Genomic DNA, 25,919 nt, shown 5'->3' with positions numbered 1-25,919 from the left:
CATGATGGACCCATGCGATTCCTCGTGCGGCTGCTGATCAACGCCCTCGCCCTCTGGGCGACCACGTTCGTCGTCGGGGGAGTGCGCGTGGACGCGTACGGCGACGGCGGCACGACCGAGACCGTGCTGACCTACCTGCTCGTCGCGCTCATCTTCGGCATCGTCAACGGGGTCGTCGGCACGGTCATCCGCGTCGTGGCGTTCCCCCTCTACGTGCTGACCCTCGGGCTGCTCTCGCTGATCGTCAACGGGCTGCTCCTCGGCATCGTCGCCTGGATCTCGGGGCAGATCGGCTTCGGCCTCGTCGTCGACGGCTTCTGGTGGGGCGTGCTCGGCGCGCTCGTCCTCGCGGTCGTCGCCTGGCTGATCGGGATCGTGATCCGCCCGATCGTCGAGCCGAGCGACCGCCGGCGGTGAGCCGCCTCAGCGTCGTCTTCGTCTGCACCGGCAACATCTGCCGGTCGCCGATGGCCGAGGTGGTCCTGCGCGAGGTCGCCCGCCGGGCCGGCCATGCCGACTCGCTCGACGTGTCGTCGTCGGGTACGGGCGACTGGCACGTCGGCGAGGGGGCCGATCCGCGCACCGTCGAGGCGCTGCGGGCCCGTGGCTACGATGGCTCCCGGCACCGCGCCTCCCAGTTCTCGACCGCCGACTTCGCTCGTCACGACCTCGTGGTCGCGCTCGACCGGGGGCACGAACGGGTGCTCCGGGCGTGGGCCGAGAACGAGTCGGACCGCTCGAAGGTGCAGCTGCTCATGTCGTTCGACCCCCGGGGCGCGGCGCAGGGCGGCTCCGACGTGCCCGACCCCTACTACTCGGACCCGGCCATGTTCGACGACGTGCTCGCCATGGTCGAGCGAGCCTGCACCGCCCTCTTCCGCCAGATCGAACCCGCACTCCGCAAGGGACCCTCATGACGTTGCCCCCTCAGCCCCTCAGCCCGCTCGACGGCCGCTACCGCGCCTCCGTGGGGCAGCTCGGCGACCACCTCAGCGAGGCGGGCCTGAACCGCGCTCGCGTGCACGTCGAGGTCGAGTGGCTGATCGCCCAGACCGACCGCGGCGCGTTCGGCGCCGAGGCGCTCACGGCTGACCAGAAGGAGGCTCTGCGAGCGGTCGTCACCGACTTCGGGCAGCCCGCGATCGACGAGCTCGCCGGGCTCGAGGCCACGACCCGTCACGACGTCAAGGCGGTCGAGTACTGGGTCCGCGCCCGCCTGTCCGAGCTGGGCCTCGACCCGATCGCCGAGCTCACGCACTTCGCCTGCACGAGCGAGGACATCAACAACCTCTCGTACGCGGTGACCGTCAAGGCCGCCGTCGCCGAGGTCTGGCTGCCGGCGCTCGACGCCGTCGTCGACGCCCTGTCGACCTGGGCCACGGACGCGCGCGACGTGCCGATGCTCGCGCACACGCACGGCCAGCCCGCGACCCCGACGACCGTCGGCAAGGAGTTCGCGGTCTTCGTGCACCGCCTCCAGCGCCTCCGTGCCCAGGTGGCCGGCACCGAGTACCTCGGCAAGTTCAGCGGCGCCACCGGCACGTTCTCGGCGCACGTCGTCGCCGACCCGTCGGCCGACTGGCCCGAGATCTCGCGGTCCTTCGTCGAGGACGCCCTGGGCCTCAGCTGGAACCCGCTCACGACCCAGATCGAGTCGCACGACTGGCAGGCCGAGCTCTACTCGCGCATCGCCCACGTCAACCGCGTGCTGCACAACCTCGCGACCGACATCTGGTCGTACATCTCGATGGGCTACTTCACGCAGATCCCGCAGGCGGGCGCCACCGGGTCGTCGACGATGCCGCACAAGATCAACCCGATCAAGTTCGAGAACGCCGAGGCCAACCTCGAGCTCTCGTGCGCCCTGCTCGACTCGCTCGCGGCGACCCTGGTCACGTCGCGCCAGCAGCGCGACCTCACCGATTCGTCGGCCCAGCGCAACATCGGCGTCGCCCTCGGCCACTCGGTGCTCGCGCTCGACAACCTGCGTCGCGGGCTCGGCGAGATCGCCGTCGGCACCGCTGCCCTCGAGGCCGACCTCGACGGCAACTGGGAGGTGCTCGGCGAGGCGATCCAGACGGTGATCCGCGCCGAGGTCGTCGCCGGGCGCTCGTCGATCGCCGACCCCTACGCGATGCTCAAGGAGCTCACCCGGGGCAAGCGCGTCTCGCAGGCCGACCTCGTCGCCTTCGTCGAGGGGCTCGACATCGGCGCCGACGCGAAGGCCCGCCTCGTGGCGCTCACCCCCGCGACCTACACGGGCCTCGCCTCGGACCTCGTCGGCCGCCTGAGCTAGCCGCGGCGCGCGGTCCGCGCGCCATCCGGTCCCCGCGCGCAACACCCCACGCGCTGTGGGGCCGCGGTCCCGCTCGTCCGGTCCGAACGCGCCGTAATTTGCGCGTGATCGGGGCCACGCTGAGTCTCGACCCCAGCGTCCAGGGGCGCGACACCGCAGATCTGTCTCCGTTTGAGGGGAGGAGATCCCCGCAGCGAGTTGGCCGGGCAGCGGGCGAGGGTCAGTGGCCCTTGGGGCGGTCGGACTCGTCGATCTCGTGGCGCTCGTCCTCGTTGGGCTTCGCGGCGAGGGCCAGCATCGCGATCACGACGAGCGCGACGATGAAGGCGATGCAGAGGAAGATCAGCGCGAGCTCGAGCTCGCGGGTGGTCATCAGCACGACGAGTCCGACGAAGACGGCGAACACGCCGCTGAGGCCCAGGAACTCGGCGGGACGGACGCGCTCGCGCCAGCTGGGTGTGGTCATGCGTGCTGTCCCTCGTCCGATGTCGGGTCGATGCTGCTGTCAGTGCTCGTGCTCGTGCTCGTGCTCGTGCGGCGGCCGGCCGGCCCCGCGTCGGTCCGTCCTGCGGCGCCGTGTCCTGCGGCGCCGTGCCCCGCGCCGTCGTGTCCTGCGGCGCCGTGCCCCGCGTCCGTCTGCCACCGCAGCGACAGCCCGGCGATCACGAGGAACACCCCGACGACCGCCGCCCACGCCCCGAGCACCCCGACGAGCACCGTGGACGAGGTGAGCTCGCCCTCGATCTGCTCGACGCCGCCGAGCGGCTGGGCGTAGTCGAGCGGCACCACCAGGAACACGACGCCCAGCGCCAGCGTGAGCACCCCGACGCTGATCCAGTCGCGGGCGAGCGGCGATCGGCCGCGGCGACGCAGGCCGGCGACGAGCTCGAGGGCGCCGGCGACGAGCGCCCAGCCCGACACGAGCGCGACGAAGAACGCGAGCCCGGCCGAGGAGGCGGCGAGGGCGACCGCGCCGGCGACGACGGTCGTCACGCCCTGGACGACCTGCAGCGTGCGGCTGCTGCGGTCGTCGAGGCGCAGCAGCACGCCGACGGTGAGCAGCAGCCCGCCCACCAGGGCGGCGACGCCGAACGACACGAGCCCGACGAACGGCGAGTGGTCACGCGAGAAGGTCACGACGGCGGCCGTCACGAGGAGGGGCACCGCACGCACCAGGGGCACGGGCCAGTACGCCGACGAAGCCGCCGAGGAGCCAGCCGAGGAGGCGCGGCCCCGGTCGGCCGTGTCGCCGCCGGACGGCACGGGGGGCACGGAGGCAGACGGCACGGTACTTCTTCCTGGGCGGGGCGGACCCGAGGAGTTTACCGCCCCCTCCTGGCAGGTCCCGCGCGGGACGGCGAGGGTCGCTCGCCGTCGAGCGAGGAGCCGCCGGCGCGCCTGCTCGCGCGCGCCCGCGCGACCGTCCGGTCCACCTGTGCATCCGCCCGGCATCGCTGTGCATCGCCGCGTGCGCTGGCGCTGACCCCGACCGTGCCCCTAGCGTCAGAGGCATCTGGGGCGCACCGCTCACCTCCACGGCTGGGAAGTCGACACACCCGCGGGAGCTCCATGTCCGTCATCGCACCCCCCACCGGCGCCTCCGGCCCGGTCTCGTCCGGCTTCCGGCCGACCGTCGCCGGTCGTGCCAGCAAGCCGACCAGCACCTACTCGGCCCTGCTCGCCAGCGTGCGCGAGGCGGGCCTGCTCCGCCGCCGCACCGGCTTCTACGTCACGGTCTTCGTCATCCTCGTGGCCTGCCTCGGCGGCGCCGCGACCGGCTTCGTCCTGCTCGGCTCCAGCTGGTTCCAGCTGCTCATCGCCGCGGCCCTCGGCGTCATCCTCACGCAGTTCGCGTTCCTCACCCACGAGGCCGCGCACCGCCAGGTCTTCGACTCGGGCACGCGCAACGACAAGGTCGGCCGCGTGCTCGCCGCCGGCGTCGTCGGGATGAGCTACGCGTGGTGGATGTCGAAGCACACCCGGCACCACGCCAACCCGAACACCAAGGGCAAGGATCCGGACATCGCGTTCGACACGGTCTCGTTCCTCGAGGAGGACGCGGCGAAGCAGACCGGCCTCATGAAGCACCTGACGCGTCGTCAGGGGTACTTCTTCTTCCCGCTGCTGCTCGGCGAGGGCGTCAACCTGCACGTGCACTCGTTCAAGGTGCTGCTCACCAAGGAGAAGATCGAGGGCCGTGCGCTCGAGATCACGCTGATCGCCACGCGCATGGTGCTCTACTTCGGCGCCGTCTTCTTCTTCCTGCCCGTCGGGATGGCCTTCGCCTTCATCGGCGTCCAGATGGCCGTCTTCGGCCTCTACATGGGCTCGTCGTTCGCGCCGAACCACAAGGGCATGCCGATCATCCCCGAGGGCGCCAAGGTCGACTTCCTCAGCAAGCAGGTGCTCACCTCGCGCAACATCACGGGTCGCTTCTCGACCGCGTTCATGGGCGGCCTGAACTACCAGATCGAGCACCACCTCTTCCCGAGCATGGCGAGGCCGCACCTGCGTGCCGCGTCGAAGCTGGTCAAGGCGCACTGCGCCGCGCACGAGATCCCCTACCAGGAGACGACGGCCGTCAAGTCGTACGGCATCGTCATCCGCTACCTGAACCGCGTCGGCCTCGCCGCGGGCGGCGACCCCTTCGACTGCCCGGCAGCGGCACAGCTCCGCCCCCGCTGAGCGGCGCCCGGTCCTGAGCGCGACGGCGCCTGTCACCTCGGGGGCAGGCGCCGTCGCGCTGCCCGGCTCGGAAGCTAGCCCTGCGGCGTCGGCCAGGCCTCGAGCTGCCAGCCGAGCCACGGGCTGAACGCGAACGGCGTCGCGGCGACCGCGTCGCGCAGCGCCGCGGGGTCGGTCCAGGCCCATTCGGCCACCTCGTCCGGAGACGGGTCGGGCACGCCCACCGCGCGGGCGGTGAACACCGGGCAGATCTCGTTCTCGACCACGCCGGAGGCGTCGGTCGCGAGGTACCGGAAGTCCGGCAGCACGCTGGTCACGTCGGTGACCTCGATGCCGAGCTCCTGCGACGCGCGCCGGGCCACCGCCTCCTCGGGGGTCTCGCCCGGTGCCGGGTGCCCGCAGAAGGAGTTGGTCCAGACGCCGGGCCAGGTCTTCTTCGAGAGGGCGCGGCGGGTGACGAGCACTCGGCCGCGGTCGTCGAGCACGTGGCAGCTGAAGGCGAGGTGCAGCGGCGTCGTCGCCGTGTGCACCGTGGCCTTGAGGTGCGTGCCGCAGGGCTCGCCGGCCTCGTCGAGCAGTACCACGAGCTCGTCGCCGCCGCCCGCGACGGGGCTGCGGAGCGCCTGGGGATGCACGGAGGTCTCGGGTGTCATGAGAGGTAGTCTGCCCTGGTGAGCGGTGAACACCAGCGTGCGGGGACGCACGACCGGCAGGGCCGCGTCGACGGCGACCTCGTCGATCGTGAGGCGCGGGACCAGTCCCGGGTCGACGCCGTCCTCGACGACTTCTTCCGGCTGGCCAAGCGCCGGGCCGAGTCGGTCGGCTACCGCTACGTCGACCTCTGGAAGGTCCTCGAGCGCAACACGAGCGGTGGCAAGCGCTTCCGCCCTCGCATGGTCTTCACCACGTACACGGCCCTGGGCGGCCGCGACGACGAGGCCGCGGCCCGCGTCGGCGCAGCCTTCGAGCTGCTGCACACCGCGCTGATCGTCCACGACGACGTGATCGACCGCGACTTCTCTCGCCGCGGCATCCCCAACGTCTCCGGCAGCTACCGCGACGAGGCGACCACGGCGGGCATCCCCACGCCGACCGCCGAGCACCGCGGCATGTCGGCCGCCGTCATCGCCGGCGACCTCGCGCTGACGGGTGCGAGCCGCCTCCTGCTGCAGGTGCCCTGCGACGGCCCGGTCCAGGCGCGCCTCCTCGACCTGCTCGACGAGGCCGTGTTCGTCAGCGCCGGCGGCGAGATGATCGACGTCGAGCTCTCGCTCTCGGACGACCTGCCGACCGTCGACGAGATCCTCGACATGGAACGCGCGAAGACCGCCGTCTACTCGTTCGAGGCGCCGCTGCAGGCCGGCGCCGTGCTGGCCGAGGCGCCGGAGGCGGTGGTCAGGGCCCTGGGCGAGTTCGGCCGCGAGGTCGGGGTCGCGTACCAGGTCGTCGACGACCTGCTCGGCGTCTTCGGCACGCAGTCCGACACCGGCAAGACCGTGCTCGGCGACCTCCGCGAGGGCAAGCGGACGGTGCTCGTCGCGCACGCGGCCACGACCGACGACTGGTTCGGCATCCGGCCCTTCATCGGCAAGGCCGACCTGTCCGAGGCCGAGGCCGAGGTCGTCCGCGGCCGCCTCGAGGCCTGCGGCGCGCGGCGCTTCGCCGAGCAGCTCGTCGAAGATCATGCTCGTCGCGCGCTCGCCGTGCTCGACGGGCCCGACGTCGGCGAGGCCCTGCGCGACGCGCTGGCGCCCCTCGTCCAGGTCGTGCTGGAGCGCGTGCGGTGACCGGTCTCTCCCTCTACGACGCGACCGCCGACGGCACCGCGTCCGGCGTCATCCGCCGCTACTCGACCTCGTTCGGGCTCGCGTCGCGGCTGCTCGGCCCCGCCGTGCGCCAGCACGTCGAGAACGTCTACGCGCTCGTGCGGGTCGCCGACGAGGTCGTCGACGGGCCGGCCACGGAGGCGGGCCTGACGGCCGACGAGTCGCGTCGCTGCCTCGACGAGCTCGAGGCCGACACCGAGCGCGCGATGGCCCAGGGCTTCAGCGCCAACCTCGTCGTCCACGCCTTCGCCCGCACCGCGCGGGCGACCGGCTTCGGCCCCGAGCTGACCCGCCCGTTCTTCGAGTCGATGCGCGCCGACCTGAGCGCCAGCGAGCACGACCAGGAGTCGTTCGACCGCTACGTGCACGGCTCGGCCGAGGTCGTCGGGCTGATGTGCCTGCGTGCGTTCCTCACCGGCCACAGCTACCCGGAGTCGACGCGGGCGCTGCTCGACGAGGGCGCCACGCGGCTCGGGGCGGCCTTCCAGAAGGTGAACTTCCTCCGCGACCTCGCGGCCGACTTCGAGCACCTCGGCCGCAGCTACTTCCCCGGCGTCGACGTGACGACCTTCGACGAGGCCACGAAGCTGCGCCTCGTCGCCGACATCGACGACGACCTGCGCGTCTCGGGCGAGGTGATCCCCGTGCTGCCCGCCTCGTCGCGCCGCGCGGTGGCGCTCGCCCACGGCCTGTTCGCCGAGCTGAACCGGCGTCTCGAGGCGACCCCCGCCTCCTCGCTCATCCGGGCGCGCGTCCGCGTGCCGGACCCCGTCAAGGTGCGGATCGCGCTGCAGGCCACGGCCGGCCGTGTCGCCTCCGTCCCCGACCACCGACCCCCACCTCCTGGAGCCTCCCTGTGACGACCCCCTGGCTGAAGCGCGCCGTCGGCGACACGAGCGTCGAGCGGCACGGCCGCCGGGTCGTCGTGATCGGAGGCGGCATCTCCGGCCTGGCCAGCGCGGCGCTGCTCGCCCGCGAGGGCCACGACGTCACCGTGCTCGAGAAGAACGACCAGGTCGGCGGTCGCGCCGGCAGCTGGGAGCAGGACGGCTTCCGCTTCGACCTCGGCCCGAGCTGGTACCTGATGCCCGAGGTGTTCGACCACTTCTTCAGGCTGATGGGCACGTCCGCCGACGAGCAGCTCGACCTCGTGCCGCTCGACCCCGGCTACCGCGTGCTGTTCGAGCCCGGCGCCGACGGCACCCGCGAGGAGCCGATCGTCGTGCCGCGCGGCCTCGAGGAGAACATCGCGCTCTTCGACGGCATCGAGCCGGGCAGCGGCGACCGCATGCGCGGCTACCTGCGGTCGGCGCGCGACACCTACGAGCTCGCCAAGCAGCGGTTCCTCTACACGAGCTTCGAGACCGTCGGCCCGCTGCTGCGCGGCGACGTCGTCGTCCGGCTGCCGAAGCTCGGCCGCCTGCTGCTGCAGGACCTGGACGCGTTCGCCTCGAGGGCCGTCAAGGAGCCGCGCCTGCGGCAGATCCTCGGCTACCCGGCCGTGTTCCTCGGGTCGTCGCCGTTCGCGACCCCGAGCATGTACCACCTGATGAGCACGCTCGACCTCGACGACGGCGTGCTCTACCCGCAGGGCGGCCTGACGACGGTCATCCAGCGCATCGCGGCGGTGGCCGAGGAGGCGGGTGTCCGGATCGTCACGGAGGCGCCCGTCACCCGGGTCCTCACGTCGCCCGGGCCCGGACGCTCCGCCGTCGTGCGCGGCGTCGAGCACGGCGACGCCGAGGGCGGGCACCACGTGCTCGAGGCCGACGTGGTCGTCGGGGCGGCCGACCTCGAGCACCTCGAGACGCAGCTGCTGCCCGAGGGCCTGCGCACCTACGACTCCGACTACTGGGCCACCCGCGACCCGGGGCCGAGCGCCCTGCTGCTGTACCTGGGCGTCGAGGGCGAGGTGCCCGAGCTCGAGCACCACACGCTGTTCTTCGCGCGCGACTGGCACGAGAACTTCGACCGCATCTTCGGCGACGACAAGCGGATCCCCGACCCGCCGTCGCTCTACGTCTGCAAGCCGAGCACGGTCGACCCCTCGACGGCGCCCGCCGGGCACACGAACCTCTTCGTGCTCGTGCCGCTGCCCGCCGATCCGTCCCTCGGCCGCGGCGACGTCGGCGGCGACGGCGACCCGCTGATCGAGCGGCTCGCCGACCAGGTGATCGAGCAGATCACCGACTGGGCCGACATCCCCGACCTCGCGTCGCGCGTCGTGCTGCGCCGCACCCGCGGCCCGCGCGACTTCGTCGACGACGTCAACGCGTGGAGCGGCAGCATGCTCGGCCCGGCGCACACGCTCTCGCAGAGCGCGATGTTCCGTGCCGGCAACACCTCCGAGCACGTGAAGGGCCTCTTCTACGCCGGCGGCTCGGTGCGCCCGGGGATCGGCCTGCCGATGTGCCTGATCAGCGCCGAGATCCTGCTCAAGAACATGCGCGGCGACACGAGCACGGGGCCGGTGGCCGAGCCGGCCGCCGGCGCAGCTACGGTCACGGGCTCGGGGGTCGGCTCGGGCTCCGGGGTCGCGCCCGGCGCGAGCGGCGACGCCTGATGGGCTTCGCGTACCTCGTCGCCCTGCTGATCTCGATCTTCGGCATGGCGATGCTCGACCGGCGCTTCGGCCTGTTCTTCTGGCGAGACGGCTGGCGGGCGTTCGTCACGCTGCTCGTCGGCGTCGTGTTCTTCCTCATCTGGGACATCGTCGGCATCGACGCGGGCGTCTTCTTCCGTGGCGAGACGTCGTTCATGACGGGCGTGCAGCTCGCGCCCGAGCTGCCCCTCGAGGAGGTCTTCTTCCTCGTGCTGCTCTGCTGGCTCACGATGAACCTGCTCGCCGGCTCGCGCCTCGTGCTCGACGCGGTGGAGCGCCGTCGGGCCGCGTCGACCGCCCTCTCGACGGGCGGTGACCGCGCGTGACGTACTGGGCGATCAACGCGGTCTTCCTCGGGCTCGTGGCCGTGACGGCGGGTGCCGCACTGCTGTTGCGCTGGGCGCGCACCCGGTCGACCCGCGCCTCCTCGACCCACGGCTCGCTCGCCGCCGTCGTGCGCGCCGCCGGGCTCTCGACCGCGGTGCTGCTGGTGATGACCGCCGTCTTCGACAACGTCATGATCGGCGTCGGGCTCGTCGGCTACGACGAGTCGCGCATCAGCGGCGCCTTCGTCGGCATCGCCCCGCTCGAGGACTTCGCCTACGCGGTCGCGGCGCTCGTGCTGCTGCCGAGCGTGTGGACCCTGCTCGGGTCGCGGAGCGAGACGGAGGCCGCGAAGGCCGCGGGGGCGTCTCGGCGCACCGGCACCGGCAGCGGCACCGGTACGGCGGACGCCGAGGAGGCGCGGTGACCGCGACCCTGAAGGCCCTGTTCTGGTCCTCCCGGCCCCTCAGCTGGATCAACACGGCGTTCCCGTTCGCGGCGGCGTACGTCCTCACCGCGGCCAGCACGCCGAGCCCGGACGCCGACGCGGGCGGCGCCTACGTCTCGCAGTCGGTCGCCGACGCCGTCGCCGACGGGTCGGCCGCGGTGGTCGTCCTCACCGGGCCGGCCCCTGCCTTCGACTTCTCGCAGGTGGACTGGCTCGTCGCGGTCGTCGGCATCCTGTTCTTCCTCGTGCCCTACAACCTCGCGATGTACGGCATCAACGACGTCTTCGACTACGAGAGCGACCTGCGGAACCCGCGCAAGGGCGGGGTCGAGGGCGCCCTGCTCGACCGGAGCATGCACCGCACGACGCTCTGGGCGGCCGTGCTCACCTGCGTGCCGTTCGTGCTGTTCCTCGTCGCGGTGGGCAGCCCGCTCAGCTGGCTGGTGCTCGCCGTGAGCCTGTTCGCGGTCGTCGCCTACTCGGCGAAGGGGCTGCGCTTCAAGGAGCGCCCGTTCGTCGACTCCGTCACGTCGAGCACGCACTTCGTCAGCCCGGCCGTCTACGGCCTCGTGCTCGCGGGGGCCACCTTCACGCCGGCGCTCTGGGCGCTGCTGGGGGCGTTCTTCCTGTGGGGAGCAGCGAGCCACGCCTTCGGTGCCGTGCAGGACGTCATCGCCGACCGCGAGGGCGGCATCGCCTCGATCGCCACCGTGATCGGCGCCCGGACCACGGTCCGGCTCGCCGTCGTCGCCTACCTGCTCGCGGGCATCCTGCTCACCTTCACCGACGCACCCGGGCCGTTCGCGGCGATCATCCCCGTGGCCTACGCCCTGAACTGCGCGCCCTGGTGGAACATCACCGACGCCGAGGCGGAGGGCGCGAACAAGGGCTGGAAGCGGTTCCTCTGGCTCAACTTCGTGTCGGGGTTCGTCACGACGATGCTGATGATCGGATGGGTCGCGCTGGCGTAGCCGGCGCCGCCTCCTCGGCCGCCCAGGTCCCCAGCGGAGGGTCAGCCGCCGAGGTTGCCGACGGCCCGCCGCAGCACGCGGAGCGCCGTCGCGCGGTCGTCGGGGCTGACGCCCGCGAAGGCGTCCGCGCCGATGCCGAGCACCACGTCGCGCAGCTTCGCGTGCGCCACCGCGCCCCGCTCGGTCAGCCAGTGACGGCTGGCGCCGAGGGCGTCGGTGTCGACCGCCACCCAGCCGCTCTCGACGAGCTCGCCGAGGTCGTCGACCAGCGACTGGTCGTCGTCGGCCGGCCCCTCCGACGACGCGGTCGAGCCGCTCGCAGCCGCGAGGGACTCGTCGGCGCCAGGCTGGACGCCGCGCTCGAGGGCCTCGAGCACCTGCCACTGACGGCGCGTCACGCCGTGCTCGTCCAGCGCCTCGGCGAACCGCTGGTCGAGCAGCCGCTCGACCCGGGTCAGCCACCAGCCGACCGGCCTGTCGTCGGCACTTTCGTCGTCGCGCGTCGGCTGGTCGTCCTCGGCCCCGGGCGCAGCCGTGCGCGGGTCGTCGTCGGAGCTCCGTCGGTCCATGCGCGGCATCGTACGCCCGACGTTCACCTTGTCGAAAGGTGCGCGCCCTAGCGTCCGCAGGGTGAGCTCGCGCGCGCCCCGGACCACCGCCTCCTCGTCCCGGCGTTCCCCGTGGACCGCACCCGGTGCTGACGGGGGCGGCGGCTCCGTCGCTCGTCTCCGCGAGGGCGTGCGGCACCTGCGCCGGGTCTGGGGCGTGTTCCGCCGTCAGCCCCGTGCGATCTGGTGGACCTTCGCCGCCCTGCACGCCGCCGTCTTCGTCGCCCTGACGCCGCTGATGCTCCGAGGAGGCGCGGAGGGCGACCTGCCCCTGTACCGCACCTGGGCCACCGGCGCCCTCAGCGAGGGCCGCTGGCCCGTCATGGACTTCGCCTGGGTCTACCCGGCCGGCGCGCTGCTGCCCGTCGTGCTGCCGAACGTCCTGGGGGAGTCGCTCTACCAGCTCGTCTGGCTCCTCCTCGTGACGGCCGCGAACGCCGCGTCGCTCTGGCTGCTCACCGACCGCGGGCGCCGCACGGTCGACGCCCCGGCGGCGTGGTGGTGGCTGCTCGTGCTGTTCCTGCTGAGCCCGGTGGCGTTCCTCCGGCTCGAGGCCTTCAGCGCGCCCGCCGTGGTCGCGGCCCTCCTCCTGCTCGGCACGCGGCCCCGGGTGGCCGGCGCACTGCTGGCCGTGGCGACGTGGGTCAAGGTCTGGCCGGCGGCCGTCATCGCGGCCGTCGTGGTCGCGAGCCGGGGACGCGCGACGGTCGTGCGGGCGTGCCTCTGGGTGACGCTCGTCGTCGTCGCGGTGGTCGCCGTCGGCGGGGGCCTGTCGTCGGTCGACAGCTTCGTCACGATGCAGTCGGACCGGGCGCTGCAGCTCGAGGCGCCGCTCGCGACCCCGTGGCTGTGGATGGCGATGCTGGGGGTGCCGGGCGCCTCCGTGTACGAGAACGTCGGGCTCGCGACCCGCGAGGTGATGGGGCCGGGCGACACCTGGGCGGTGCACGGCAGCACGCAGGCGATGGGCGTCGTGATGGTCGTGCTCGTCGGGCTGCTGGCGGTCGCGGCGGCCGGGCGCGCCCGGGCCGGGCGTGCGGGCGCTGCGCCTGAGGGTGTCGGGAGCGCGGGGGCCGGGCCTGCGGGGGCCGAGCCTGCGGGGGCCGGGCCTGCGGGGGCCGACGGGGCCGCCCTCGCCGGGCACGAGTCCCGCCTCGTCCTGCTCGGGGCCCTGACCCTGGCGATCACGCTGATCGTCTTCAACAAGGTCGGGTCGCCCCAGTACGTCCTGTGGATCGCGCCGGTCGTCGCGGCGGGCCTGTGGGCGGACGCCGCCGCGTTCCGCGCCCCGGCGAGGATCGTGGCGTGGGCAGCCGGGCTGACGACGCTGGTGTTCCCGGTGCTCTACCTGCCGTTGATCGACCTGGACCCGGTCGCCGTGGCGGTGCTCGGTGCGCGCAACGTGCTGCTGGTCGGGCTCTTCGGCTGGTGCGTGCTGCGCCTGGTCGAGGAGGCGCTCGCCGCATGGGGCCGTGAGCTCCCGCCCCGCTGGTGGTCGCGACGGGTGCGGTCCGTCGCCGTCGCCGTCCCCGCGGCCGTCCTGGCCGACACGACCTCCGCCTCCTCGGCCTCGTCCCTGTCAGCCGTCCACAGCCGGGGCGCTCGCCGCCCCTCCTGAGGTGCGTCGTTGTACCCCTGGCCGCGCCTCGGTACTGGGAATCTGGTCTGTGCCCGGGGGTCTGTGCCAGCGTTGGTGTCCTGGGCCGCTGGGGCCCGGTCGACCTCGAACTGAATGGAGCACTCATGAAGGGCAAGATCCTCTTCGTCGCCGGAGCAGCTGTGGGCTACGTGCTGGGAGCACGTGCCGGACGCGGTGCCTACGTCAAGATCAAGTCGCAGGCCGAGAGCCTGTGGGAGAACCCCTCCGTGCAGAAGACGGTCCACCAGGCCGAGGACTTCGTGAAGGAGAACGCCCCCGTCGTGGGCAAGAAGCTGCAGGGCGCCGCCGGCGACGCGGCCTCGAAGGCCAAGTCCGTCGCCTCGAAGGCGTCGGACAAGGCCGACGACGTCGCTGACTCCGCCAAGACCCGCGCCGAGAGCGCCGGCTCCGACAGCGAGGGCGCCGCGAAGCTGCCCGGGGTGAACGTCGGTGAGTGACCTCAAGGCACCGGAACAGAGCACCAAGAAGTCGCTCGGCTCGCTGCTCGGCAGCCTGCCCGAGCTCATCTCCCGTCTCATCAGGGGCGAGATCCAGCTCGCGAAGACCGAGCTCGTCACCAAGCTGAAGGAGGCGGGGGTCGGCGCAGGACTGCTGGTCGGCGCCGCGCTCTTCGGCTTCTTCCTCCTCGCCGTGCTGATCACCGCCGGCGTGTTGGGGCTCGCCACCGTGGTGGCGCCGTGGCTCGCTGCCCTGATAGTGGCGGCCGTGCTGCTGGTGGTCACCGGCGTGCTCGCGCTGCTGGGCGTCAAGGCGCTCAAGAAGGGCGTGCCGCCCGTGCCGCAGCAGGCCGTCGACAGCGTGAAGGCCGACGTGGCCGCGCTGAAGGGGACCAGCACGAAGAGCACGAGCACGAAGGGCACGAGCGACTGATGGGCGACGAGAAGAGCGACCAGAAGCCCGGCCCGCGCGAGGGCGCGAGCATCCCCGAGATCGAGCTGGACATCGCCCGCACCCGCGAGCAGTTCAAGGAGACCCTCGACGCCATCGAGGACAAGCTGAGCGTGCCGGCCCACGCCCGGCGCCTCAAGGCGAGCGTCAAGCGCCGCCTCGACGACGACCCGGCCCCCGTGGTCGCGGCCGCAGCCGCCGGTGTCGCCGGTGCGGCAGCCATCGTCGCCGGCATCGTCAAGATCACCCGCCGCTGACGGCAGCGTCGGGGCGACGAGGGCTCACGCCCCCCTCGTCCCGGCGCACTGTTCACCCGGGGGCCAGGACGGACGGCCCTCACGACAGACCTGTTCGGCACCACCTGCCGGGCGAGCACCACCAGGACAGGAAGACCACGACCATGGCGCAGAGCAGCTCCACCCGAGAGCAGACCGCACCCGACCCGGACGACGCGCGCAAGCCCGACAGCCCCGACGACCTGCACAAGCGGTCGTGGGGCTACGTCCTCAAGAAGACCCTGCGCGAGTTCGGCTCCGACCAGTGCACCGACCTCGCCGCCTCGCTGACGTACTACGCCGTGCTCGCGATCTTCCCCGGCCTGCTCGCCGTGGTCTCGTTGCTCGGCATCTTCGGCCAGGCCGGGCCGACGACCGACGCCGTCCTGCAGCTGCTCTCGCAGCTCGGCAGCGACTCGATCGCCCAGACCCTGCGCGGTCCCATCCAGGAGCTGATCGGCTCGCAGGCCGCGGGGTTCGCCTTCGTCGCCGGTGTGCTCGGCGCCCTCTGGTCGGCGTCCGGCTACGTGGGCGGCTTCGGCCGCGCCATGAACCGGATCTACAACATCGACGAGGGGCGTCCGATCTGGAAGCTCCGTCCGACCATGCTCGCCATCACGGCCTTCACCGTGGTGCTGATCGTCGTCGCGGGGCTGATCCTCGTGCTGAGCGGCGACGTCGCCGAGACCGTCGGTGACGTGATCGGCCTCGGCTCGACCGCCGTCTTCGTCTGGGGCATCGTCAAGTGGCCCGTGCTGCTGGTCATCGTGGTGGTGGTCGTCGCTGTGCTCTTCTACTTCTCGCCCAACGTGAAGCAGCCGAAGTTCCGCTGGATGAGCTTGGGCTCGCTCCTCGCCATCCTCATCTGGATGATCGCGAGCGTCGGCTTCGGCTTCTACGTGGCCAACTTCTCCAACTACAACAAGACGTACGGCTCGCTCGGTGCCGTCATCGTGTTCCTGCTCTGGCTCTGGATCACGAACCTCGCGTTGCTCTTCGGCGCCGAGTTCGACGCCGAGATCGAGCGCGGCCGCGAGCTGCAGGCCGGCATGAAGGCCGAGAAGGACATCCTGCTGCCGCCTCGCGACACCGCCCAGAGCGACAAGAAGCAGGCCGTCGCCGCCCAGGACGAGCTCGACGGCATGCGCCTGCGCCAGGCCGCCGCCGAGTCGATCGAGCGGCAGGAGGCGGAGGAGGAGCGCGAGGGGAACGGCCGTCGAGGCGACGACCACGCGGACGCCGACTCCGACGACCTCGACCGGGCCAAGGCGGAGGACGACGCCGCCGACGACACGGCGAAGGCCGAGGCCAAGGCGAAGCGCAAGGCCGACAAGGCCGAGGCGAAGGCGGCCGCGAAGGATCGCGACTGAGCCTGGTGTCCGCACACAGACGAGGCCCCGACGACGTGAGTCGTCGGGGCCTCGTGCGTGCGTGTGCCGCGTCCTGTCGACGGGCGAGAGCGGGCGAGTCCGTCGTGCACGGTCCGTCGCGACGGCCCGGCGGCGACGAACCCGCCCGCCGGCGGCGCGCGCTGCCGGCTGCCGGCTGCCGGCTGCCGGCTGCCGGCTAGAAGCTGAAGCCGAGCTCGCGGGGGTAGTCGCCGCGGGCGGTGAGCTGCTCGGCGGCGTCGCGCAGGTGCGACAGGGTCAGGCCCATCGTCATCGGGCCGAAGCTGACCCGCGAGACGCCGAGCTCGGCGAGGCGCGCGAGCGGCACCGAGTCCGGCCCCGAGATGACGCTGACCTTGCCGTGGATCTCGTCGAGTGCCCGTGCGACCAGGTCCTCCGTGCCCAGGCCGAGCACGAACGCGCAGTCGGCACCGGCGTCGAGGTAGGCGTTCGCACGAAGGACGGCGTCGTCGAAGAGCGAGGGGTCGCCGGCCAGCGCGTCCACTCGGGCGTTGATGACGATCGGCACGCCGGCGCGGTCGCCGGCCTGACGGGCGGCCGCGACCTTGGACACCTGGGTGTCGATGTCGTAGAGCTCCGTCTTGGACTTGCCCGTGCTGTCCTCGAGGTTGAGGCCGGCGGCGCCCTCCTCGATCAGGCGCCACACGTTGTCGAGCGTGCCGGCCGCGTCGGTCGCGTAGGCCTTCTCGAAGTCGACGGAGACGGGCAGGTCGACCGCTCGGATCACGAGCCGGACCGCGTCGAGCATCTGGTCGACGTCGAGCCCCTCGCCGTCCTCGACGCCGTGGGCCTCGCTGATCGAGTGCGACGCGGTGGCGAGGGCCCTGACCCCCGGGGCGCCCGCGACGACGCGGGCAGTGATGCTGTCCCACACGTTGGTGACCACGAGCGGGTCGCCGGGCACGTGCAGCGAGCGGAGCAGGTCGGCCTTCGCGGCCGTGGAGGAGATCGACATGGTCCCAGCCAACCGCACCCGCGCCTCCTGCGCCATCAGGGGACGAGGAGGTGCGCGTGCGGTGCGCGCCCCGGCCGGGTCGGCGGCCGGCCCGGTCTCGTGTCGGCGGCGGGGCGGCTCAGCGGCCGGCCCAGTCCCAGGTGCCGGTGAGGCTCGTGAGCGTGCGCTCGGTCGCTGCGGCGCGAGCGGCGGCGGACGCGCCGCCGGCCGAGCCGTAGCCGAGGTCCGTGTCCGTGTCCGTGTCCGTGTCCGGTCCGACGGTCACGAGGGTGAGCGAGGAGGTGCCGGTCGCGTCCGCGGGGGACCACGCGACGACCACGGCGGCGGGCGTGCCGAGATCGTCCCCGGTCGCGAGCCGGACGAGGGCGGCGGGCTGGCCGTCGAGCGTGGTCTGCTCGGGCGCGCCGACGACCGTGCCGACGCCGGGCAGCCAGCTCGGACGCAGGGCGGCGACGGCGTCGGCGACACGGTCGGTGCTCGTCGCGGGGACGAGGCCCGCGGTGACGGCGGCGGGCACGGTCACGACCTGCACGGGCGTGACGGCGGTGTCGTCGGCCACGCCGAAGGACGTGGCGCAGGCGTCGGCGTCGCTGTCGTCTCCGGACACCCGGGCGTCGTCGGGGAGCGAGAACGACCAGCACGGGGTCGTCACGGCGGCGGGGTCGGCGGCACCGTCGCCGTCGTCGTACCCGTCGCCCTGGCCGGGGCCGTACGGGTCGCCGTCGAGGCCCTGCCCGGTGTCCCCGCCGTACCAGCTGCTCGCGGCCTCGTCCGCGAGGCGGGCCCCGACGGGCACGGCCACGACGAGCACGGCCACCACGGCGACGTTCGTCACGGCGGCGAGACCCGACAGCGCCAGGCCGGTGACCCCCAGGCCGAGACCCGACTGCGCCCGACGACGGCGCACCAGCGCGACGACCCCGAGGGCGACGCCGACCAGCGCGACCAGCAGGCCGACCACGGGCACGAGCCCGACGAGGAACGCGCCGATGCCGACGACGAGGGCCGCGATCGCCCAGCCGCTCGCGCCGCTGAGGGCCGGCGGCTGCGCCGGTCCTGCGGGCTGCGCCGGTCCTGCGGGCTGCGCCGGCTCTGCGGGCTGGGCCGGTCCTGCGGGCTGCGCCGGCCCTGCGGGCTGGGCGGACTGCGCCGGCGGGGCGAGGGGTGCGTCAGGTGCGGAGCGGCCGAGCTCCTCGGTCGCGTGTCGGTCGGCGTCGTCGGTGCCCTCGGCAGGTGTGCGGTCGTCGGTCATGCTGTCTCCTCGCGTGCGCGACCGGCGTCCACCGGCCCGTCCTCGACGCTACGGAGCTGCGCCTCCTCGGTCGTCCGTCGCCGGTGGCGCGGGTGCGGTCCTGCAGGATGACCCGCGCCTCCTGCGCCGTCGCCCGTGCGGATGACCTGCGCGGACGCATCACGAAAAGACCCCTCGGACCCGCGCACGCCCTCGCTCGCGCCGAGGGGTGCGCGCGGGTCCGAGGGGTCAGGACGGGCAGTGCGCGGGCAGCGGCAGCGCCAGCGGCCGCAGCGGGGGGCTAGTCGCGGCGCAGCACGAGCTCGTCGAGCGACAGGCGGACGCGCGGCGCGGTCTCGCGCTCGGCCAGCGCCTCGATCAGCTTGTCGGCCTCGTCGACGACGCCGACGGCGGTCACGGTGACCGGCTTCAGGTTCGCGGGCAGGTCGAACGCCGCCACGAGCTTGTCCCACTCGACGCCGGCCATCTGGTGCGTGTGGAAGCCCTCCGCGTGCGCCTGGACGCTGAGGTGCGCGACGGCCTGGCCCAGGTCGTACTCGGCGGTCGGACGGTCGTCGCCCTCGACGGTCGAGGTCTCGGCCAGCGCGACGACCAGCGCGGAGGCGTTGCCGGCCCACATCGCGTTGAAGCTGAGGAGGGCGCCGACGATCGTGTCGAAGGTCTCCGTGCCGCGGTGGGCGACGACGAAGCGGCGGGGCTGGTGGTTCTGCGCCGAGGGAGCCCAGCGGGCGGCCTCGAGCAGGGCGTCGAGCTGCGCGTCGCTGATCGTCGCCGTCGGGTCGAACGAGCGGGGGCTCCAGCGCTCGTCGAGCAGGTCGACGATCGGCACGCTGGTCTCGGCGGTGCGGACGGTGGAGGGGGCTGCGGAGGTGGTCTCGGAGATCGACACGGTGAACCGGCTTTCGTGGTGGTGGTGAGGGGACGGCCGGCGCGACGTCGGGCCGCTGGGGTGAACCGTTGCCCTGCACGCAAGATTCCCGGCCCGCGGTGCTCCCGTGTCGGTGGTCGCCGCCAAGATGAGGACTCACGAGGGGAGAGACATGGACGGCGCGGGCGCGGCGAACAGGTTCGGGAGCGAGACGGGCGAGGTGGTCCTCGACGCTGTGATGAGATGGCGGGAATGGGTGCACCGACGGGTCGAGAGCGTCCAGCCCCTCGACGGCGATCGGGGGCGCATCCGCCACTCGATCGACTGCACGCCACCACCTGACGCACGGCTCGCCTACGAGCCTCGCGAGCGAAAGCGACGCCTCAGCAGAGTAGAGGGGGACGCGATCGTGCCTCTGGCGATGGTCGCGAAAGGACCGATGCGACACCTCGACGCGACGGGCAGTGACGGGCGCGCGCTGCCCCTGCTCACGATGAACGACGGGCAGGCGATCGCTTTCTCAGTCCTCACCTGGGCTCTGGGTCGCGAGGGCATCGCCACCAGCTCGGCAGTCAACCGTGCACTCCGAGCCATCGTCGGCCCTGAGGGCCCGCGTCTCGAGGCTGCCATCGAGCCGCTTGCCGAGGACGGCACCTGGGCGGGCGAGCAGCTGTGGCGCGGTCATCAGCTGAGTGTCGAACTGGGCGACCTGCTCCGCGACCTCGGACGCAGCTTCCTGCTGGTCGCTCTGGTGCCGGCTGCGCACCTGGGGCGACGCCAGATCCTCAAGTTCTCGTTCCACTGGGAGGTCCGGCCGCCCGTCGACACGTCCCCGCTGACGCGGCTCGCTCGCCCGCTCGTCGCGTTCGGTCTCACGACGGCGACGCTCACCGTGCCCATGATGAACGCCTCTGACGCTGAGTCCTACCATCTCGAGTTCCGCACGCCGCCCGAACTCGACTGCGTGGCTCTCACTCTTCTCGGGGGTGCCTCCCCCACGGCACGCGACGTGGGCGGCGAAGCCGTGGCACATGCGCACGGTCGATTCGAGACAGGTCACGCGTCGACGGCCGAGGTCGAACTCCGGGTCCGACGTCGGGGGGCATGGCGACTGACATGGGCGGCGGCTCTGGTGACTTCGGCCATCTCGGTCTTCGCCGTCGCCTTGCCAGGCGCCGCGTCCGTCCTCCGAGACAGCGAGAACGGAGGCTCCGCGCTCATGCTGGCCGCGCCGGCGTTGTTGATCGGTCTGGCAGCCGCACGCAGGGAGAGCTCTCTCTCGTCCTGGATGCTGAGCCCGCTCCGTTCCGTCAACGTCGCTTTCGCCCTTGGGCTCTTCGCGATGGCGGGCAGCATCGTCGGTGGTCTCGTGGCTCCGTGGATCGACGTCCTCTGGTGGACCGTGGCCAGTGTCTCCACGGTCGTGGCTCTCCTCCTCACGGTCGCGAATCGAGTGAGAGCGTCCGGTGTTCCTCCTGTGCGGCCGGGGTACTCTGCGACCGACCGACAGGCAAGCGACGAGGGAGAACGACATGTCCGCAGCTGACGCACGAGTTCCTGAGCCACGCAAGCCCGGTCACACGGTCCGGTGGGGCACAGTGAGCAGCATCGCCGGGCGCCGATCAGGCACGACATCTCAATCGACCTCGCCCGCTGCTGCCAACCTTCGCAGCGCGTCCTCTCAGGTCGGCAAGAGCCGAAGAGGCTAGTCCTCATGTAGGCGCGGCGATCAAAGCCTTCGACTAATCCGCCAGCCGACAGCAGACCTCAAGAGGCGCCCTGCACCTCCGCGAGGACGGCCGCGATGCGTCCCGGCACCGACGCGTCCTGCAGGCTGGTCGTGTCGCCGAGCTCGCGCCCCTCCGACACGTCGCCCAGCAGCCGCCGCATGATCTTGCCCGAGCGGGTCTTCGGCAGGTCGGGGACGACGAGCACCGTCGCGGGCTTCGCCACGGGGCCGATCTGGTCGGCGACGTGGGCGCGCAGCAGGGGCGACAGCGAGCCCGGAGCCGACCCCGAGAGCGCGGCCCAGACCTGCGGTTCGGAGGCGTCGTCGGCGTCGCGCACCGCGCCTCCTGCGGGGCGGGTCGCGGGCACGACGAAGGCGGCGATCGCCTGCCCGGTGCGCGCGTCCGAGACTCCGACGACTGCCGCCTCGGCGACGAGGGGGTGGGCGACCAGCGACGACTCGATCTCGATCGTCGAGAGGCGGTGGCCCGACACGTTGATGACGTCGTCGACCCGGCCGAGCAGCCAGATGTCGCCGTCGTCGTCGTACTTGGCGCCGTCGCCGGAGAAGAACCAGCCCCGCCGCCAGTACTTCGCCCAGTAGCTGTCCCGGTAACGAGACGGGTCGCCCCAGACGGTGCGGGCCAGCGACGGCGGCGTCTGCTGCACGACGAGGTAGCCGCCCGAGCCGTTCGGCACGCGCTCGCCGGCCTCGTCGACGATCGCGGTCGAGACGCCGGGCAGCGCGCGCAGCGACGACCCGGGCTTGAGGGTGTCGACGCCGGGCAGCGGGGCCATCACGGCCGCGCCCGTCTCCGACTGCCACCACGTGTCGACGATCGGCAGCTCGCCCCGGCCGAACTGCTCGCGGAACCAGACCCACGCCTCCGGGTTGATCGCCTCGCCGACGGTGCCGAGCAGCCGCAGCGAGCTCAGGTCGAAGTCGGTCGGCAGCCCGTCGGGGAACCACGACGCGAGCGTCCGCACCAGGGTCGGCGCCGTGTAGTAGGTCGTGACGCCGTAGCGCTCGATGATCTCGAGGTGGCGGGCGGGGTGCGGGGTGTCGGGCGTGCCCTCGTAGATCACCTGCGTGAGGCCGTTCGAGAGCGGGCCGTAGATCTCGTAGGTGTGCGCCGTGACCCAGGCGAGGTCGGCCGTGCACCAGTGCACGTCGTCGGGCTTCGCGTCGAACACGGCCCAGTGGGTCCAGCTCGCGGCCGTGAGGTACCCGCCGCTCGTGTGCACGAGGCCCTTCGGCTTCCCGGTCGTGCCGCTCGTGTACATGATGAAGAGGGGAGTCTCGGCGTCGAACGCCTCGGGCTCGTCCGTGTCGGGCTGAGGGTCGACCACGTCGTGCCACCAGAGGTCGCGGCCCTCGGTCCAGGGGACGTCGGGCGTCTCGTCGCCGGTGCGCCGCACGACGAGCACGTGCTCGACCTGGTTCTCGCCGCTCACCGCGTGGTCGGCGTTCGCCTTGACCGGCACCGCGGCGCCCCGCCGGAACTGCCCGTCGGTGGTGACGAGCAGCTTCGCGCCCGTGTCCTCGACCCGGAACTTGAGCGCCTCGCCCGAGAACCCGCCGAAGACGAGCGAGTGGATCGCGCCGATCCGCGCGATCGCGAGCGTCACGACGATCGTCTCGGCGATCACGGGCAGGTAGACGACGACGCGGTCGCCCTCGCCGACCCCCAGGCTGCGGAGGCCGTTCGCGGCCTTGACGACCTCGCGCTGCAGCTGTGCGTAGGTGACGTCGCGCCGGTCGCCGCGCTCGCCCTCGACGTGCAGCGCGACCTTCTCGCCGTTCCCGGCCGCGACGTGGCGGTCGACGCAGTTGACGGCGACGTTGAGGCGGCCGCCCGCGAACCAGGTCGCCTCGGGCACCGTGAGGCTGCCGTCGGCGAGCTCGCGGACCGGCTCCCACGTGTGCGCCGTGTGCCACGGGGCCTCCCACTCGAGGCGGCGGGCCTGCTCCTCCCAGAAGGCGACGGGATCGGCCGCGGCACGCGCGTGCTCGGCGCTCGTGACGTTCGCGGCGGCGGCCAGCGCGCTCGGGGCCGGGAACGTCCGCCGCTCGTCGAGCAGGTTCGAGATGGTGTCGCGGGCGGTCGTGGTGGTGTCGCGCGGGGCCATCACCCGAGCGTACGGAGGCGCGGGCCGGCCCACCGGGCCTCCCGTCACGTCGCGTAACGGGCCGCGCTCGCCGCCTCCTCCGCCCCGCGTCGCACCAAGGCCCCGAGTGGTCAGATGCGGTCTTTCTGCTGCCGAGGAACGACCTGTCCTGACCACTCGGCTTCGGGCGGCGACGGCGAGCACGGCCGCAGCCGCGGGGCGGTGCGCGGGGTACGGGCGGGCAGGCCGCTTCGCGCACTCGTCACACGCCGGAAACACGGGGCCCCTAGTCTGGGGGACATCCGGCCTCGGGGGCCGCTCGACCAGGGGGCCGAGCGACCAGGCTCCTCGGGGCTCGCGCCCGTCGCCGTGCGCCCGACATCAGGAGTCACCACGTGATCAGATCCACCCGACGCCGGGGAGCGCGCTGGGCGACCGCCCTGGCTCTCACGAGCGCCCTCGTGCTCGCACCCACCGCCGCGTTCGCCGCCGACCCGGCCGTGTCGCCGGTCGGCGCCGACGGCACCGACACCGACGTCGCGGCGTCGGGTGCGTCCGACACGGCTGCCGCGGCCGCCGCCCCGACGGAGGCCGAGACGCCCGCGGTCGAGGCGCCCGCGGTCGAGGCGCCGGCCGAGACGCCCGCTGCTGAGGCCCCCGCCACGGAGGCGCCCGCCGCCGAGACGGAGGACGTGACCGCCGAGGTCCCCGCCGCGTCGGCTCTCGTGGCCGACGGCATCGTCATGAACTACGTCGTCAACACCACCGTGCGCAACGCGGACGCCGTCGCGGACGCCTCCGCCGCGGTCGTCGCCGCCGGCGGCGTGGTCCTCTCCCAGTACCCCGAGATCGGCGTCGTCACGGCCCAGTCCCGTGACGGCGACTTCCTCGCCACGATGCGCGGGACGGTCGGCGTCGAGTCGGCCGGGCCGACCCGCACGGCCGAGGTCGTCGACGACGAGGTCGAGGTGCCGGCAGAGGTGCCCGCGACCTCCGGCGCGACCGCGCCCGCCGCCGGCGCGACCGGCGCCGGCCCCCAGTCCCTCGACCGCCCCCTGGGCACCGAGGTCGCCCCGGTCGACCCGCTCGAGGCCCAGCAGTGGGACATGGCCGCGATCGGCGCCCCCGAGGCGCGGGAGATCGAGGACGGCGACGGCGTCGTCGTCGGCGTGCTCGACAGCGGCATCGACGTCTCGCACCCGGACCTCGCCGGTCAGGTCGACGCCTCGAAGTCGGTCGGCTGTGCCGTCAACGGCCAGCCCGACCAGTCGCAGGCCGCCTGGGTGCCCGTGGACGACTCCGAGTCGCACGGCACGCACGTCGCCGGCACGATCGCCGCGGCGGACAACGGCGTGGGCATCGTCGGCATCGCGCCGGGCGCGACGCTCGCGAGCGTCAAGGTCGTCAACTACGACGGCTTCATCTACCCCGAGTACGCGCTCTGCGGCTTCATGTGGGCCGCCGACCAGGGCTTCGACGTGACGAACAACAGCTACTACGTCGACCCGTGGGAGTTCTGGTGCTCGACCGAGGCCGACCAGGCCCCGGCGCTCGAGTCCGTGACCCGCGCCGTCGAGTTCTCCGAGCAGCAGGGCGTGCTCAACGTCGCCGCCGCCGGCAACTCGTCCTACGACCTCGCGAACAAGACGACGAACGACTCCAGCCCGAACGACACGACACCCGTCGAGGGTCGTGACGTCTCAGAGGGCTGCTCCGACATCCCGGCCGAGATCGACGGCGTCGTCACGGTGTCGGCCCTCCGCCTCGGCGACGACGGCCAGCCCGTCTTCGACTCCCGGTACTCCAACTTCGGCGCGGGCGTCATCGACCTCGGCGCACCGGGCTCGAACATCCTCAGCACCGTCTTCGGCGGCCTGTACGAGGCCTACAACGGCACGTCGATGGCCTCGCCGCATGTCGCCGGCGTCGCTGCCCTCCTCGCCGCGACCCACCCCGACGCGTCGCCCGCCGAGCTGCAGGTGCTGCTGAAGCAGCAGGCCACGAAGCGCGACGACCCGTCGCTCTACGGCGCGGGCGTCGTGAACGCCTTCGCGGCGGTCACCGAGGATCTCGTCCCGGCCCTCGGCCCGGTCGCGGCGGTCGCCGACGGCACGGTCCAGGCGGGTCGTCCCTTCCGCGTCCTCGGCGCGAACTTCGTCCCGGGCGAGACCGTCACGGTCACCGGCGCCGACGGGGAGCCCCTCGACGGCGAGTTCACCGCCGACGCCGAGGGTCGCCTCGTCGGTCCCGCGGTGCTCAGCCCCTTCCTCCCGGCCGGTGCGACGACGCTCGAGCTGACCGGCGACGCGGGCAGCCGCGCGACGCTCGACCTGCTGGTCGAGGAGGCGGTGGCCGGGCCTGCGATCACCGCTCCCGTCGACGGGTCCACCGTGGAAGCCGGCACCGTGACGGTCACCGGCACGGCCCAGCCGGGCGCCCTGGTCACGGTCGTCCTCGCCACGGCCGACCAGTTCGAGGGCTTCGAGCAGATGGTGACGCCCACGTCGCCCTCCGCCAGGCTCGATGTGGCGGGGGAGCCGGTCGCGTTCGACACGGACCTCGGCTTCTCGGTGTCGACGATCCAGACGGATGCGACGGGCGCGTTCACCGCCTCCTTCACCGGGGTCCCGGTCGGCGACTACGGCACCACCGCCCTGCAGGTCCTCGCCGACGGCACCTCGTCGACGTTCACCGACCCGGTGCTGTTCAGCGCCGCCGCCGCGGCCGTCGTGCCGCCGGTCACCGTGCCGGGCACCGGCGTCGTCCCCGTCACGACGCCCGCGGGCACCGGCGTCGTGCCGGTCGCCTCGACGCGTGCCGGGGCCCTGGCCTACACCGGCTCGGAGCCGGGCGCGCCCCTGTCGGCCGCTCTGCTCCTCCTCGTCGCCGGTGCCGGCGCGCTAGTCGCGGCTCGTCGCCTGCGCCGTCGCGCCGACGCGCGGGTCGAGGGCTAGGCCGCAGGGTCGCCCTGCGACCCTCGCTCGCGACGGAGCCGCTCGTCCTTCCCGGACGGGC

Annotated in this window: 25 protein-coding genes; 17 read left to right on the top strand and 8 right to left on the bottom strand. The window is 73.0% G+C overall.

Features of this window, described 5'->3' with window-relative positions:
* Positions 1-12: 12 nt before the first annotated feature.
* The 3 genes from EDF20_RS11845 to purB are packed head-to-tail and all read left to right on the top strand — an operon-like array spanning position 13 to position 2,296.
* Positions 13-417, top strand: a complete 405-nt coding sequence (locus EDF20_RS11845) for a phage holin family protein (RefSeq protein ID WP_123548496.1) — start codon at positions 13-15, stop codon at positions 415-417.
* Positions 414-917 (top strand): low molecular weight protein-tyrosine-phosphatase, encoded by a 504-nt coding sequence (locus EDF20_RS11840; RefSeq protein ID WP_255416200.1) that lies wholly within the window; start codon positions 414-416, stop codon positions 915-917. The genes EDF20_RS11845 and EDF20_RS11840 overlap by 4 nt, the downstream gene beginning before the upstream one ends.
* Complete coding sequence (purB, locus tag EDF20_RS11835; RefSeq protein WP_123548497.1) at positions 914-2,296, top strand: adenylosuccinate lyase; 1,383 nt, start codon at positions 914-916, stop codon at positions 2,294-2,296. The genes EDF20_RS11840 and purB overlap by 4 nt, the downstream gene beginning before the upstream one ends.
* Positions 2,297-2,516: 220 nt before the next feature.
* Here the strand turns inward: purB and EDF20_RS11830 are convergent, their stop codons facing one another.
* Entirely contained in the window at positions 2,517-2,762 is a 246-nt protein-coding gene (locus tag EDF20_RS11830) for a hypothetical protein (protein ID WP_123548498.1), read from the bottom strand.
* Entirely contained in the window at positions 2,759-3,583 is an 825-nt protein-coding gene (locus EDF20_RS11825; RefSeq protein ID WP_243833472.1) for a DUF308 domain-containing protein, read from the bottom strand. Before EDF20_RS11825 ends, EDF20_RS11830 begins: the two co-directional genes overlap by 4 nt.
* 282 nt (positions 3,584-3,865) lie before the next feature.
* Between EDF20_RS11825 and EDF20_RS11820 the strand changes: the two genes are divergently transcribed.
* Positions 3,866-4,981, top strand: a complete 1,116-nt coding sequence (locus EDF20_RS11820; protein ID WP_123548500.1) for an acyl-CoA desaturase — start codon at positions 3,866-3,868, stop codon at positions 4,979-4,981.
* A gap of 74 nt (positions 4,982-5,055) precedes the next feature.
* On the opposite strand, the gene idi is transcribed toward EDF20_RS11820, so the two are convergent.
* On the bottom strand, positions 5,056-5,634 hold the full coding sequence (idi, locus tag EDF20_RS11815) for an isopentenyl-diphosphate Delta-isomerase (protein WP_123548501.1): 579 nt from the start codon (positions 5,632-5,634) through the stop codon (positions 5,056-5,058).
* 18 nt (positions 5,635-5,652) lie between these two features.
* Here idi and EDF20_RS11810 point away from each other — a divergent pair, with 18 nt between their 5' ends.
* From EDF20_RS11810 to EDF20_RS11790, 6 genes are read left to right on the top strand one after another with little or no spacing between them, the layout of a single operon-like run.
* On the top strand, positions 5,653-6,768 hold the full coding sequence (locus tag EDF20_RS11810; RefSeq protein WP_133738804.1) for a polyprenyl synthetase family protein: 1,116 nt from the start codon (positions 5,653-5,655) through the stop codon (positions 6,766-6,768).
* Complete coding sequence (locus EDF20_RS15920) at positions 6,765-7,667, top strand: phytoene/squalene synthase family protein (protein WP_208292637.1); 903 nt, start codon at positions 6,765-6,767, stop codon at positions 7,665-7,667. Before EDF20_RS11810 ends, EDF20_RS15920 begins: the two co-directional genes overlap by 4 nt.
* Positions 7,664-9,370 carry a phytoene desaturase family protein gene (gene crtI, locus EDF20_RS15915; RefSeq protein ID WP_243833471.1) on the top strand — a complete coding sequence of 569 codons (1,707 nt, stop codon included), beginning with the start codon at positions 7,664-7,666 and terminating at the stop codon, positions 9,368-9,370. Before EDF20_RS15920 ends, crtI begins: the two co-directional genes overlap by 4 nt.
* A complete protein-coding gene (locus EDF20_RS11800; protein ID WP_133738802.1) occupies positions 9,370-9,735 on the top strand; it encodes a lycopene cyclase domain-containing protein in 366 nt (121 codons plus the stop codon). The genes crtI and EDF20_RS11800 overlap by 1 nt, the downstream gene beginning before the upstream one ends.
* Complete coding sequence (locus tag EDF20_RS11795; protein ID WP_133738801.1) at positions 9,732-10,160, top strand: lycopene cyclase domain-containing protein; 429 nt, start codon at positions 9,732-9,734, stop codon at positions 10,158-10,160. The genes EDF20_RS11800 and EDF20_RS11795 overlap by 4 nt, the downstream gene beginning before the upstream one ends.
* Positions 10,157-11,152 carry a prenyltransferase gene (locus EDF20_RS11790; RefSeq protein ID WP_243833470.1) on the top strand — a complete coding sequence of 332 codons (996 nt, stop codon included), beginning with the start codon at positions 10,157-10,159 and terminating at the stop codon, positions 11,150-11,152. The genes EDF20_RS11795 and EDF20_RS11790 overlap by 4 nt, the downstream gene beginning before the upstream one ends.
* 41 nt (positions 11,153-11,193) lie before the next feature.
* Here the strand turns inward: EDF20_RS11790 and EDF20_RS11785 are convergent, their stop codons facing one another.
* A complete protein-coding gene (locus tag EDF20_RS11785) occupies positions 11,194-11,721 on the bottom strand; it encodes a hypothetical protein (RefSeq protein ID WP_123548506.1) in 528 nt (175 codons plus the stop codon).
* Between the two features lie 61 nt (positions 11,722-11,782).
* Between EDF20_RS11785 and EDF20_RS11780 the strand changes: the two genes are divergently transcribed.
* The 5 genes from EDF20_RS11780 (at position 11,783) to EDF20_RS11760 (ending at position 15,953) form a co-directional block, all read left to right on the top strand.
* The gene (locus tag EDF20_RS11780; protein WP_166644814.1) at positions 11,783-13,378 is read left to right on the top strand and encodes a glycosyltransferase 87 family protein; all 1,596 of its coding nucleotides are present in this window, start codon (positions 11,783-11,785) and stop codon (positions 13,376-13,378) included.
* 125 nt (positions 13,379-13,503) lie between these two features.
* Positions 13,504-13,857 carry a YtxH domain-containing protein gene (locus EDF20_RS11775; RefSeq protein ID WP_123548508.1) on the top strand — a complete coding sequence of 118 codons (354 nt, stop codon included), beginning with the start codon at positions 13,504-13,506 and terminating at the stop codon, positions 13,855-13,857.
* On the top strand, positions 13,850-14,290 hold the full coding sequence (locus tag EDF20_RS11770) for a phage holin family protein (RefSeq protein WP_123548509.1): 441 nt from the start codon (positions 13,850-13,852) through the stop codon (positions 14,288-14,290). Before EDF20_RS11775 ends, EDF20_RS11770 begins: the two co-directional genes overlap by 8 nt.
* Entirely contained in the window at positions 14,290-14,565 is a 276-nt protein-coding gene (locus EDF20_RS11765) for a DUF3618 domain-containing protein (RefSeq protein ID WP_123548510.1), read from the top strand. Before EDF20_RS11770 ends, EDF20_RS11765 begins: the two co-directional genes overlap by 1 nt.
* 143 nt (positions 14,566-14,708) lie before the next feature.
* Positions 14,709-15,953 (top strand): YihY/virulence factor BrkB family protein, encoded by a 1,245-nt coding sequence (locus EDF20_RS11760; RefSeq protein WP_208292636.1) that lies wholly within the window; start codon positions 14,709-14,711, stop codon positions 15,951-15,953.
* 196 nt (positions 15,954-16,149) lie between these two features.
* Here the strand turns inward: EDF20_RS11760 and EDF20_RS11755 are convergent, their stop codons facing one another.
* The 3 genes from EDF20_RS11755 to EDF20_RS11745 form a co-directional block, all read right to left on the bottom strand.
* The gene (locus EDF20_RS11755; protein WP_133738799.1) at positions 16,150-16,947 is read right to left on the bottom strand and encodes an isocitrate lyase/phosphoenolpyruvate mutase family protein; all 798 of its coding nucleotides are present in this window, start codon (positions 16,945-16,947) and stop codon (positions 16,150-16,152) included.
* A 118-nt stretch (positions 16,948-17,065) separates the two neighbouring features.
* Positions 17,066-18,199 carry a DUF4190 domain-containing protein gene (locus EDF20_RS11750; protein WP_133738798.1) on the bottom strand — a complete coding sequence of 378 codons (1,134 nt, stop codon included), beginning with the start codon at positions 18,197-18,199 and terminating at the stop codon, positions 17,066-17,068.
* Positions 18,200-18,479: 280 nt separating this feature from the next.
* On the bottom strand, positions 18,480-19,082 hold the full coding sequence (locus EDF20_RS11745) for a nitroreductase family protein (RefSeq protein ID WP_133738907.1): 603 nt from the start codon (positions 19,080-19,082) through the stop codon (positions 18,480-18,482).
* A 118-nt stretch (positions 19,083-19,200) separates the two neighbouring features.
* Here EDF20_RS11745 and EDF20_RS11740 point away from each other — a divergent pair, with 118 nt between their 5' ends.
* Positions 19,201-20,613 carry a hypothetical protein gene (locus EDF20_RS11740; protein WP_133738797.1) on the top strand — a complete coding sequence of 471 codons (1,413 nt, stop codon included), beginning with the start codon at positions 19,201-19,203 and terminating at the stop codon, positions 20,611-20,613.
* Positions 20,614-20,834: 221 nt separating this feature from the next.
* On the opposite strand, the gene acs is transcribed toward EDF20_RS11740, so the two are convergent.
* Positions 20,835-22,925: an acetate--CoA ligase gene (gene acs, locus EDF20_RS11735; protein WP_133738796.1), complete on the bottom strand. Its 2,091-nt coding sequence runs from the start codon at positions 22,923-22,925 to the stop codon at positions 20,835-20,837.
* Positions 22,926-23,299: 374 nt separating this feature from the next.
* On the opposite strand from acs, the gene EDF20_RS11730 reads away from it, so the two are divergent.
* Positions 23,300-25,858, top strand: coding sequence for a S8 family serine peptidase (locus EDF20_RS11730; protein WP_133738795.1), 2,559 nt, complete (start codon positions 23,300-23,302; stop codon positions 25,856-25,858).
* Positions 25,859-25,919 lie beyond the last annotated feature (61 nt).

The sequence above is a fragment of the Frigoribacterium sp. PhB116 genome, assembly GCF_004364285.1.
In the GTDB taxonomy this organism is placed as follows: Bacteria; Actinomycetota; Actinomycetes; order Actinomycetales; family Microbacteriaceae; genus Frigoribacterium.
The sequence above is the reverse complement of the archived record's forward strand: the minus strand, read 5'-3'. Positions and strand labels throughout refer to the sequence as shown.

What these genes read in the sequence shown, in the direction of transcription:
- acs (WP_133738796.1), bottom strand. Translation starts at nt 22,925, where the DNA reads ATGGCCCCGCGCGACACCACCACGACCGCCCGCGACACCATCTCGAAC.
- EDF20_RS11830 (WP_123548498.1), bottom strand. Translation starts at nt 2,762, where the DNA reads ATGACCACACCCAGCTGGCGCGAGCGCGTCCGTCCCGCCGAGTTCCTG.
- EDF20_RS11765 (WP_123548510.1), top strand. Translation starts at nt 14,290, where the DNA reads ATGGGCGACGAGAAGAGCGACCAGAAGCCCGGCCCGCGCGAGGGCGCG.
- EDF20_RS11820 (WP_123548500.1), top strand. Translation starts at nt 3,866, where the DNA reads ATGTCCGTCATCGCACCCCCCACCGGCGCCTCCGGCCCGGTCTCGTCC.
- EDF20_RS11760 (WP_208292636.1), top strand. Translation starts at nt 14,709, where the DNA reads ATGGCGCAGAGCAGCTCCACCCGAGAGCAGACCGCACCCGACCCGGAC.
- purB (WP_123548497.1), top strand. Translation starts at nt 914, where the DNA reads ATGACGTTGCCCCCTCAGCCCCTCAGCCCGCTCGACGGCCGCTACCGC.
- EDF20_RS11800 (WP_133738802.1), top strand. Translation starts at nt 9,370, where the DNA reads ATGGGCTTCGCGTACCTCGTCGCCCTGCTGATCTCGATCTTCGGCATG.
- EDF20_RS11785 (WP_123548506.1), bottom strand. Translation starts at nt 11,721, where the DNA reads ATGGACCGACGGAGCTCCGACGACGACCCGCGCACGGCTGCGCCCGGG.
- EDF20_RS11845 (WP_123548496.1), top strand. Translation starts at nt 13, where the DNA reads ATGCGATTCCTCGTGCGGCTGCTGATCAACGCCCTCGCCCTCTGGGCG.
- EDF20_RS11775 (WP_123548508.1), top strand. Translation starts at nt 13,504, where the DNA reads ATGAAGGGCAAGATCCTCTTCGTCGCCGGAGCAGCTGTGGGCTACGTG.
- EDF20_RS11750 (WP_133738798.1), bottom strand. Translation starts at nt 18,199, where the DNA reads ATGACCGACGACCGCACACCTGCCGAGGGCACCGACGACGCCGACCGA.
- EDF20_RS11755 (WP_133738799.1), bottom strand. Translation starts at nt 16,947, where the DNA reads ATGTCGATCTCCTCCACGGCCGCGAAGGCCGACCTGCTCCGCTCGCTG.
- idi (WP_123548501.1), bottom strand. Translation starts at nt 5,634, where the DNA reads ATGACACCCGAGACCTCCGTGCATCCCCAGGCGCTCCGCAGCCCCGTC.